Source organism: Kluyvera sp. Awk 3, from assembly GCF_028069715.1.
Taxonomy (GTDB): Bacteria; Pseudomonadota; Gammaproteobacteria; order Enterobacterales; family Enterobacteriaceae; genus Kluyvera; species Kluyvera georgiana_A.
In genome coordinates, this window is the sequence record NZ_JANEWH010000135.1 from 1 (window position 1) to 11735 (window position 11735).

Sequence of the window (11735 nt, forward strand, 5' to 3'; positions counted from 1 at the left end):
ACATCATTATCCCATCCCATTGCATCTAAAATAATCTTTGCTAATTCCCTCATTTTATTCCACTCATCACTATGACAGAGAGCATCATCATTCCAGTACTGAACATTTTCTGATCCACTAATTGATAGCATATAATCATCCAACACCTTGATAGATGATTTCTGCTCATCACTTAACAGATCATTATTGATATCTTCGAGCGCAAGCTCCCATTCCAATGCAAGCTCATCAGCCACATTTACAAAATCAGGAAATAAACTTTTCTGCACTGTGCTAGATTGTGCAAAAGCTCGTGTGACCCATTCAATTCTTTCCATAAATCTACTCTCTAGGTTTATTAATAATAGTGGCCTTCTCCCCTTGAGTAGGCTTATATGTAACGGGATCAACAACTTTCATTGTTCCCTGTGTAGTAGTTGAAACTTTGTAATAGCTACCACCATGACGCCCGCCCCCCGGATGATACTGAATTTGGCTAATTTCTGGATGTCCTTTAACTTCAATGATAATAGCTTGTCCTGAACCTCTGGTTGATTGCCGAACATTAACTTGATAACCAGCGGCTTGAAAGTCCTTAATTATATCATCCGCAGAACGCCCCCAAATAGATTGAGGTGTTTTAGTAAAGTCAGTTGCAATATTTACTGGCTTTACAACCACACTTGGTATATTCCCTGTATTTCCCTTAACAATATCATCAATAGTCGACGAACCAGACTTACCCGTAGCCGCTGTTCCCTGAGAGGCTTTTCCGTTTCCTGATGACGGTTTATCTAACGTAAACGCCACAATCACCGACGCAAGAACCGCTTTGCTCAGGTTGTTTTTGTGCAGATCTGTATTATTCGCTACCGGCTCCAGTTCAGAGATTGAATAAGCAACCAGTTGCTGGCATTGAGAATTACAATCAGGTGAAGCTTGTAGTACTTTCAGTTTCTCCAGTTCTGCTTTCTGCTCGTTAACCGGAATAGCTGTAGCAAGGGCTTGTTTTTGCTTATCTGCGTCCAGCTTTTTCAAATCAGACAGAAGCTGTTCTCTCTCGGCCTCAGTCTTCGCATTTGCGTACTTTTCGGTGAAGGTCGTGATGTCCTTATCGCCCAAAAAGTTATTCTCAACCGCATTCTTCCCGGCACTCGCCCCCGTTGCCGCCTCCGATGTACTGTCTCCGGCAATCCCACCTGCAATTCCAGCCGATACACTCGCCAGTGAGCTGATGGTCTGCTTTTGCAACTCCGTCAGGTCTGACATTTTCACGCCAGGGTAATAAATATCCGCAATAGCGCGTGCAACCAGCTCGCCTGTTGCAGCGCCCACAGCGCCTGATGCCGCGCTGTTACCCTGCAAAGCAGCAACCACACCGCCCAGAACGGCGTGCGCCACGGCGTTGACTGCTGGATTACTCTCCGTCGTTTCCTTCACCAGACGCGCCAGTTCCGGGGCGGATGCGCCAGCCAGAGCACCGGTCAGGTTACCGCTACCGGCCAGCGCTGTCAGCGCCGCTGTCGCTGCCTGGATACCCCTCTGCATCGTGCCACCGGTTCCCATACCCGTCGCGGCAAACGCTTCATTGTAGTAGTTCTGGTAAAGCTGATTACTGATATCTTCTGCTGTGGCTGTTTTATCCGGATTTTCTTTTTGCCATTGCGCTCTCGCTGCATCGAATTCTGTAGATTCAGCCGTGCTCATGCGATCTTTGGCGTTTTTAATCGCATTCAGCTCACCTTGCGTTCTCGCGATATCCGCCGCCTGGCCGCCAATTTCACTGATAAGCCCGATAGCCTGCAGACGGTTCTGTTCTTTCTCCTTGTCAAAAATCGGGCTGATACTGTCATTGGCATGTTCCGTATCACGGCTCAGGTTCGCCACGTCCTGCTGCTGATTTTTCTTGTCGCGGATGGTGATGGTACCGTCAGCTACCGACGCCTGGGTGGTACCTTCTGCATGCCCGTTTTTGCCCGCCGCAGAAATCATCCCGCCCGGCATGTTGCCCTTGAACTGGTCACCGCCAAATTCACCGCCACCGCTCAGGTTGATGCCCGAGTGCTGGGTTTTGAAATCCGCTTGATTGTGGATATCGCTGAAGCCCAGGGTCCCGGTATCCAGACTGTTTTTATCTGCCGTGGCAGTGGAAGCAATAACCGCACCATCAAGCTGAGTATGGTTGCCGACGGTGATATCGAAGCCGCCATCACCAGCAAAGATCCCGGTTTGTTCTGCGACTGAGTCAAAGCGGCTCTTCATCTTGTCGCGGGAGGCGGTGATGTAACCGGAGCCTGTCATGCTGCCGAAGGTGAAGCTGCCGCCCGCCGCCATACTGTTCTGCTTGCTGTCGTATTTGTTGCTGTCCTGCTGACTGCTCATCAGCAGGTCATGACCCACATCAGCCACGATTTTATTGCCGTTGACCTGCGCTCCATTGAGCACGGTGTCATTTCCGCTCTTAATGGTGACGGTCTTGCCGCTGTCTACCGTTGTTTCAGTCCAGTCAGTGCCGTTGCCTTTATCTTTACCGTTGGCGGCGTTGACGTTGGCGAAGACGCTGATACCGGCGCCTTTACCTGCACCAAGACTCACGCCGATACCACCGCCGCTGCTGCTGTTCTTGCTGCTGGATTGCTGAGTGTTGGCAGCACCGCTGAGAATGATATCGTTCTTCGCGTCCAGCAGAGTGTCCCCGCCCGCTTTGAGTTGGCTGCCGGCAATCACGATATCGCCGTTGTTCGGGCCTTTGCCTTTTCCTGTCGCGGTGATGGAAAGGTTGTTCCCCGCGTTCAGGGTACTGCCCGCCACGGCATCGCTCTCAGTGTGCTGCTGCGATTTGGATTTCTGCGTCGTCAGCGAGAGGCTTGCCCCCATCGCATTTGGGTCGCCGGTGGTGGATGCGATGGCGGCAGCCTGACCCGCCTGGGCACCCGAGAGGGCCGTTTTGGTGGCTTGCAGCGCTTTCAGACGATCGTCACTGGTCTCTTTTGTGTCCTGAGCATTCGTGACCGCGTTATTGATCGCGCTGCCGACAGTACCGGAGAGCGCTACGGTCAGTCCGCTGCTCTTCTGCTCGAAGATTTCATCGCGGGTACGTTTGTCATGCCCCGGTTCGATGATGACGCTGTTGCCGACGAGGTTTAAATTCTGCCCGGCGATAAGGTCCGCGCCGCCGACGTGAAGCTGGTTCCCGGCAGAAATCGCCACGCTACCGCCCGTCGAGCCCACGGTGCTGAAGCTCTGGCTTTGGGTGGTTCCTTTTTCACGTAAGTCATGGGTGTTTTTGCTGCTGCCAATGGTGAAACCAAGGCCACCTGTACCCATCAGACCGCTTTTTTTGGTCTCTTTATAGCGCCAGGAGGTGTCGGTGTTGGTGGCCGCAATAATCTCCACATTGTTGCCGGCACTCAGATTCACCGCATCGTCTGCCACCGCAGAAGAGCCTTTCATCAGCAGATTGTTGCCGGCCTGAACGGTGACGTTATCGCCGGAGAGCAACGTGCCCGACTCACGAGTCGCACGGTCTTCTTCAATAGTATGGGTTGTCTTCTTGCTGAGGAAACCCTTTTTGGTCTTCGTCTGCTCTTTGTAGTGATAGTCGCTTTCCGTCGCCGTGGTCAGCTTCACGTCGCGGCCAGCTGCTACGTCGATATCTCCGCTGGCAATCACCTGCGCGGCTTGGCTGTTTACGTCGCGCCCAGCGATAATTGTGGTGTTACCTCCGCTGGCAATTTCCGTGCCCTGCTGGCGAATGGACTCATCAATGACGGTTTTCTTTTTTTCTCGCGTGCTGCTGCCTTTGACAGTGGCTTCCGCCAGCAGATTAACGTCACGCCCGGCCTGGATACCAACATTCTCTTCCGCCACAATGCCTGCCGCCTGGCTGGTGAAGTCCCGCCCGGCTACCAGCGTCACGTTATCGCCCGCGGAAACGGTGGTTCTGTCTGCACTGTGCTGATGGCTTTCGCTACCGCCGGTGCGTGTGGTCCGCCCAGTATCTGCCGCGTTCAGGTTCAGGTCGTTGCCTGCCACCAGTTGCGCGGTTTTGCCTGCATCAATGGCGCTTGCCGTGACATTAAGGTCGTTCCCCGCCTGCATGATGGCGTTTCCGCCCGCGATGACGCTGCTGCCCTGATTAGAGCTGGATGATGACGCCGTGTCTTTCTGCCACCTGAATCCAGACTGACGGTTGCTTTCTTTAATCTGGTTAGCGGCAATATTGATGTTATTGCCCGCATCCATGACCAGATTATCAGCCGAGCTGACGTTCGCCCCGGTAATGTTGATGTTGTTTGCCGCCAACATATAGAGGCTGTCACTGGCGCTGATGGAGGCGGTTTGCCCGACGTCAGTGCCGCTGACGCGCACACTACCGCTTCGGCTGTCACCGCCCACGCTCCACTGCTGCGTTTGGGTGATGTTGTTGATGTTGCCGCCGGCACTTTCCAGCTGTACGGTTTTACCGGACATCGCCGAGCCGATGTTGTTGATATCGCCCAGCGCGCTCAAGTCAAGCGCGCCGCCAGCCTTGAACAGCCCGGCGTTGAGGTTGCTGATACTGTTACTGCTGTCAATAGACAGACCGTTTTGAGCGGTCAATGCACTCCCGCTGTTGCTTACGCTGCCGCTCGCAATCTGCACATTATTTCCGGCAATCACACTGCCGTTATGCACGTCGGTGTCTTTTGGCGACAGATATACCTTCGGTATCATCACCGTCTGACCGTTGATTGTGGCAGCTTCATACCAGAGAATACTGTGGTCTAGTGCGGCTATCTGGTCGGCGCTGAGTGCCACGCCAAACGTTAGACCAAGTGACGTCTGCGCCTCTGCTGCGCTATCCATCAGGTAGCGCATCTGGTCGAGATCGGAACCTAGCCCGTTGATATAGCGCTGCCCGGTCTGATTCAGCACATAATTTGACACATACCGGGTATCAAACGCCGCATCACCGAGAAAGCGGTAGTCGTTTTCAAAGTTAAGGTGCAGCCTGTCCAGCATATAAGGAGAGCCGAGGAACTGGCTGACGTTCGTATACTGGCTACCCATTTCGCGCGGGGCTGCGCCCGGGTTCATACCGAGCAGCTTATACAGCTCGCCAAACAGCGAAGGCTCTAGCTGACCCAGGCCATCGAGTTTCGGGTTAACGGTAATTAGATACGGGCTGTCCGGGTCGGTCGAGGGGACAAAATATCCGTTCTTGCCGGAGGGCAGGGGATAGTTACCGTCCATACCGCCAGGCGCAAGGGCCGTGCCTCCACCAATAGACTGACCGTCACCGGCGCTCTGCCAGTCAGGTGTGGTAATAGTGAACGAACCAGCATCGTTGAGAGACTGCTGATTTACACCACTGCCAATACTTTGCGCCGAAGGTGTATTCAGGCTCGGATTGATAATGGTGTTGATAATTTTTCCTGCGCTGGTCGTACTGTTGGTATTACTGATGTTGTTGCTAAAATTCGCTGAGACATTGCCACCAGCCTGAATGACAGCGCGGTAAATCTCTCCCGGCGCGGTACTGGTTGTCCTGCCCTGCAGGGTAAAGCTAAACGAATCGCCGCTGCTGGAAGACGTATTCTGATAAATCCAGGATTCGGTCTCTGTCCCTGCCTGCCATGAAGTGTTGGCCAAGGTATCGCCTGTCAGGATGATATTGTTGCTGGCGAGGATCACACTGGCATTGTTATCGAGCTGATTGGCACTGGCCTTCAGATTGCCACCTGAACGTATGCCACTCACGCCTCCGCTGGCAGAAATGCGGGTTTCTGTCTGGCGGAGAGTGAAATACTGCGTGGCAAATTCAGGCTTCATGTAATAGCTGGTCTCAGCAGGCACTATGACGCAGTGTGTATTCGCCGAGCCGGTACATCTCTCCCATTCAGGAATGGTCAACGAGTAGTAACTGCCTGCCGGAAGCTGATTAAAGGCGATACGGATCGTTGCGTTACCCAGCCCGCTAATCTGTGAGGGATTGGTCGTCGTGGAGGTGGTACTCTTCAGTCCGTCGCGCTGATTAAGCAAATGCCCGGTCTTAATGGTGATATCGCCATGTGTGGTTTCGATATTCCCGGAGGTATTGATGACCTCTGCATTTGCCGTACCACTGGCATCCTTCTGCATCACCAGGCTATTACCCGCCAGCATATCGCCACGCAGGTTCTGAATACTGTTGGCGAATAGCGATAGATTGTTGCCCGCATAAAGCAGTGCGGTATTGATAAGCGAACCCGCAGCCGTCAGCACCATATTGCCAGCGGTACCGGTGAATCCGTCGAGCGTGATATTGCCCCGACTGGTCAGGCTAACGTCCCCACCAGCCTGCAGGCTGCCATTGCCATTCATCGCAATCTGGCTGGCGCTCAATGCCGTGGAGCCACTTCCTGCGGTCAGTTGACCGCTGTTAGTCAGCTTGCCCGTAGCGTTCAGCGTGATGCCGTTGCCCTGTAATGTCGCGCCGCTGTTGATATCACCCTGGCTGCTGATAACCAACTGCTTGTTCGCGGCAATCACGCCCTGCACGTTGGAACTGTTTGCGAGCGTCAGCGTCAGGTTACCGAGCGCCACCAACTGACCTGCGCCGCTGAGCGACACCATTTCAGCGAGCATATCTCCGCCGCTGAACACCTTCCCACCTGCATTGTTGAGGGTATTTCCCTTCAGCGTCAGCCCCTGATTGCCCAGCAGCTTGCCGCTGTTGGTCACGGTCTGCATGTTGACGTTCAGTTGTGCGGCCTGGAAAGTGCCACCATTGCTCAGGCTGTTACCGGTCAGCGTGGCCTGGTTTGCTGCCACCACGGTACCGTTACTGGCAAGCTTCGCCACGTTCAGCACAAGGTCTGTGGCCTGTAGCCAGCCGCTGCCGCTGTAGTCTGCCGTGGAGAACGTCAGGTCGCTGCCAGAGAGCATTTTACCGCCATTGCGGGCCTGCGTGACTGCGCTGAGCGTGGTGTTGCCGTTACCCTGAATCGTGCCGTCGTTGGTCAGTACCGGCGCCGTGAGGGTCAGCGCATTCTGGCTGAGCAGCACGCCGCTTGCCTGGTTGGTCAGCATATCCAGCAGAGAGAGCGTCAGACCGTTGTCACCCTGCACGCGTCCACTGTTGGTCAGCGAGCTGGCACTAATTTGGCTATCCGCCCCCTGAAGCTGTCCGCTGTTATTGATGTCTGCCGCTTTGACGTTCAGCAAACCGCCGGTCAGCATTTTTCCCTGCTGCTGCAGGGTACCGCTGAGCGCAACCTTAAGGCCGTTGACGCCGCTGATTTCGCCGCCATTGCTGAGTGAGTCACCGTTTATCTCCAGCGTACTGGCGCTAATCAGCCCCTCATTGTTTAGCGTTTTGCCGATCAAACGCGCATCGCCCAACGCGGTGAGTTTGCTGCCAGTGACGGCGTTGAGGTCGCCGCTCAGGGTTAGCGCTAAATCCAGCGCACTTTGAATGGCACCGCTGTTATTCAGGCTGCTGCCGTCTAAGGTGAGGGTTTGTCCCTGAAGCCGGCCGCTATTGGTGATGTCTCCGGCACTCAGCGTCAGTAATTTCTGGCTCAGCAGATCACCGCTGTTATTCAGCTCGGTCGCACTGTTCAGGGTCAGGCCATTCAGACCCGTGACCGTTCCTTTGTTGTCGATGCTGTTATGACGAAGTGAAAGGGTGTCGCCCTGAAGCGTGCCGTCACTGGTGAACTCTGTGCCAGCGAGCGACATTTCGCCTGCCGAGAGGAGACTGCCGTGGTTGGTCAGCACGGGCACGTTCAGCCCGAAGTTGCCCTGGCTCATCAGCTCGCCGGTGTTGAGCAGCGAGTCACCCAGCGTGGCATCGAGATTGCCGGTTGCCAGCACGGAGCCGCTGTTCATCCAGCCGTCCATCTGAACAGCGAGGTTCTGCCCCTGCGTGGTTCCCGCGGTATTCAGCATTTTACCGCCGAGAGTTAAATCTCCCGCCGTCAACCAGCGCCCGTTACGCTCCTGTGAGAGCGAATCACCGACAAGCGTCAGCGCGTCAGCGCCCTGCAACAGGCCATCGCCATTCAGCGTGGTTGCGTTGACGTTTAGCGTCCCGGCGATGATTTTGCCGGGGTTGCTGATCGAACCCGAACGTAGCGTCAGATCGCGGTCGCTGGTGATAAGCCCGCTGTTGCGGATGTCCGGAATAGCCAGAGTCAGATTCGCGGCGCTATAGAGCGTACCGTTCTGCTGGTTGTCCAACTGTTGTGTGTCAATCAGCAGTGCGTTGTCGGCTTGCATCAGACCGCGGTTAGTGAGCGTCTGCGCCTGCGTATCGAGAGTGGAAGCCAGCAGAACACCGCTATTGGTCAGTTCTGGTGCGCTAAAGCTGAGCGATACCGCACTGCTTTTGCCACTGTGGCTGAGTTTTTCGCGGGCGTTCACCGTCATGGCTTTTTGTGCCGCCTGCGTACCCGCAAGTGTTGCTTCCCGGGCACTGAGGTTGAGATTATTGCCGCTCTGTAATTGTGCGCTCGCCGTTGTGGTGAGGTTGTCGCTCTGAAGAAGAAGATCGCCGTCCGCGCTGATTTGCCCTTCCAGCGTCGCCGTGGTGGTATTGAGCGCTATGGCTGCATTGCTGTGAGTCACCGAATTTATGCCGGAGGTCAGGGTTTGCGCATTCACCGTCAGCCCTTTTCCTCCGGACAACACGCCGTCCTGGGTCACATTCTGCGCCTTTAGCGCCAGTATACTGTCGCTCACCAGAGCGCCCGTGTTGTTGAGCGTTGAGCTGTTTACATTCAGGGAATCCCCCTGAATGGAACCGTTGTTTGTCAGCGTGTTGCCACTCACCTCCGTGTGGCCTTTTGCCAGCAGTTTTCCTTCCTGCATCAGCGTGGAGGCGCTGGCGGTCAGGTTTTGCCCGGCGGTCATCCCCCCATTGTTGCTGAGCGTGTCGGCGGCTTTTGCTGTAATATCCCGCGCAACATTAATCTGGCTTGCTGAATCCTGGCTGATGTTTTTTGCCGTTAGCGTCGCATCCCGCCCGGCGGTCAGCTTTTCGTTCGCGTGAGTAAGAGTGCCACTGGCGTTTAGCACCAGGTCACCGTCGCTGGTCAGTGAGCCATTGCTAAGCGTGATATCGCCCTGGCTGTTCAGCGTCATACTGCCACCCGCTTTATTGTCGCCGGTCAGTGCAATACTCTGAGCTCTGGCGTCAATAGCGCCGCTGGCAAGGCTGTTATGCACGGTGAGCTTGCCGTTGGCGTCGAGCGTGATGTCGCCCTGACGCGCATTCAGGTTACCCAGATTGACACCCACACCTTTTTCGCTGGACACCAGATGAATGCGGTTGGCATACATCCCGCCCAGAGCACTGGTATCCACTGCCACTGTGGGGGCGCTATCTTCACCCTGTTGTGCCTGCAGACTGCCATCGGCATTCACCCGGTTAGCCCCGGTGATAACATTCAAATCTTTCGCATGAATTGCGGCGTTGACCTCGGTTGCCCGCGAGATGATCGACAATGCATCACTATTGCTGGCGTCGATCCCCTGGCCTTCGATGGTGATGCTGCCTTTTTTCACGTCCAGTGCCAGCAGATTACCGTTGGCATCAAAGACCGGTTTACCGGTGGTCAGCGTGGCCTGTGGTGTATTGATGAAGCCGCAGCCGTTACAGGTAATACCATAAGGATTCGCCACCATGACGTTTGCTGCTTTACCCGCCACTTCGGTGTAACCCTGTAGCTGTGAACGGTTGCCGCCGGTCACTTCGTTGATAATCCCTCTGGCTTCACGACCTGCTTTCAGATTCGGGTTGGCATTAATCAGGCCACCGAGTTGCGTCTGAATAAGTTTGTCGGCGCTATTGTTGAGGATGAGCCCCTCTTTACCAACGTTGTAATCCTGATACTGGTTGTGAGAAATACCGCTGCCGTTAGGTGTGGCAATATTCACTATCGGGACGCCGTTCGCTGCACTATCACTTGATGTGCTGCCGGTGGGTGTTAGTTCGGCGGCAACGGCGGGCAATAACGGCTGCCCGGCAATCAGCGCACTAATCAGATAACTCAGCAGGCGATGTGTTAAGCGAACAGGAGTCTGAGTCATGAGTCATGTATCCTTTAGAAGGCGACGGCAACGCGGTAGTAAATGTTGACATGATCCGGGCCAAGCCAGTCCGGATACGCAAGAGGCATTCCAACAGTCAATGACGTTGAAACCCAGCGGTTAGCGGTACTTAACCCAGCGGCGGCACCCCATAATGTTCCGGCGGCATAAGCATCAAGTCTGTCAGAATGAAGCCATCCACCATCTACTGCCGCCAGTGCGCTGACCTGGCCGACTGCCGGCAGCGTGAACAGCGTATAATTTAGCTCGTTGCGCCAGTAAGCTCCGTTATCACCAGAGATGGTTTGCTCTTTAAAGCCCCGAACGGAGCTTTCGCCACCGATGGTCATGCGCTCGCTGCCGTATAATCTGTCTGGCGTCCACTGCCCGTAGACGCTGGCAAGCCACCATAAATCCCTGGCAATCGGGCGCTGGAAGCTGGCGTTAATACTCCATTTGCGGAACTCTGCTTTCGGTAAGTTGCCGTTTTTACTGCCGTCGCTTTCGGCACCCAGCCACGGCATGCCGCGGCTCAATGTCGGGTTGAAGGTGGCGATCCCGCCCAATATCTTTTGCGTATGGTTAAGGCCAAACAGCAAGCTGGTAAGTTTGCGGCTGCTGCTTTGCAGCAACACGTCGTCAAGATAGTTGTGGTTGATGCGATGGCTCAGACCCAGTGACACACCGGTTTTGATGTCACCATTACGGAACAGCACATGAGAAAGGTTAACGCGATGAACTTCGGTGTCCCCATTGGGGTTCCAGATAAAGCCGTTGTTATCAATGGTACTGTAATAGTTGTTCCAGCTGTAGCTGTAGTCGAACAGGCTATAGCCGTAGGGAATGCTGAAGCCAGTAGCAACGTTCTGCGCATCTTTTGAATTCGAAAAAGCGCTGCTGCGCCCACCGCTGACGAACCAGCTGTCGGCCAGTCCCAGCAGATTATGACCAATTAAAGAGCCGTTGACCTGGCCGACACCGGTACTCTTTTGTCCACTGTTGTCGAAACTGATCGCCCCTGAAACAGGACGTTCTGGAGTTGCCGACAGATGGACAATAGACCATCCCTGATTTTTGCCGGGCAGGATCTCAATCTGTACTGGTGTGATACGGGAACGGTTAACTTGTTCCATCCCTTGCTCGATATCACGCAAGTTAAGAATCTTGCCTTCCAGTCCGGGGAAGGCCATTTCAATCTCACGCTCAGGTGCATTATCCATGCGTATCTTTTCAAGCTTCCCTTCGAGTATGGAAAGGTGTAAGTCGCCGGAGCGTAAATTCTGCTCAGTCAGAAAAGCCCGGCTGGTGATATAACCACGGCTGATATACCAGTCTGATACCGCGCTGGTGACTTGGTTAATCCGGGTGATATCGAGGCACTGTCCCTGCCAGGAGGAAAGTAATTTCTGTCGTTGCCGCTGATCAATTATTGTCGCACCATTCAACACAATGCGATTGATTGTAAAACATGGACCAGATGACGTTGCTGATGGCCTGGGAAGGGGTGGGCTAATGATGGGAATATTACGTTCCAGCGCCTCACGCTGCTGCTGGTTCTGACGTAATAATTGCTGTTGCTGTTGTTCAATGCTGTCACGATCTGTTGGCAAAAGAGGCGCCGCGAAAATGGACTGACTAAGTGCTAGTAATCCCAAAATTGGATAAAAGGCTTTCATCCGTGTCCTTGGTCACTTATTGAT

The 11735-nt window shown here is 54.4% G+C and carries 2 protein-coding genes and 1 pseudogene; all 3 read right to left on the reverse strand.

Annotation, left to right across the window (positions count from 1 at the left end; translation table 11 throughout):
- Nucleotides 1-317, reverse strand: a 317-nt coding sequence (locus NNN71_RS20495; protein WP_271459225.1) for a hypothetical protein, incomplete at its 3' end; no start/stop codon positions are given.
- 780 nt (nucleotides 318-1097) lie between these two features.
- A pseudogene (locus NNN71_RS20500) lies at nucleotides 1098-10035 on the reverse strand (hemagglutinin repeat-containing protein); the annotation flags it as partial.
- A 14-nt stretch (nucleotides 10036-10049) separates the two neighbouring features.
- Nucleotides 10050-11711, reverse strand: coding sequence for a ShlB/FhaC/HecB family hemolysin secretion/activation protein (locus NNN71_RS20505; RefSeq protein WP_271459227.1), 1662 nt, complete (start codon nucleotides 11709-11711; stop codon nucleotides 10050-10052).
- Between the last annotated feature and the right edge of the window lie 24 nt (nucleotides 11712-11735).

Excerpts from the sequence above, each read along its gene's own strand:
- NNN71_RS20505 (WP_271459227.1), bottom strand. The coding sequence starts at position 11,711 with ATGAAAGCCTTTTATCCAATTTTGGGATTACTAGCACTTAGTCAGTCC.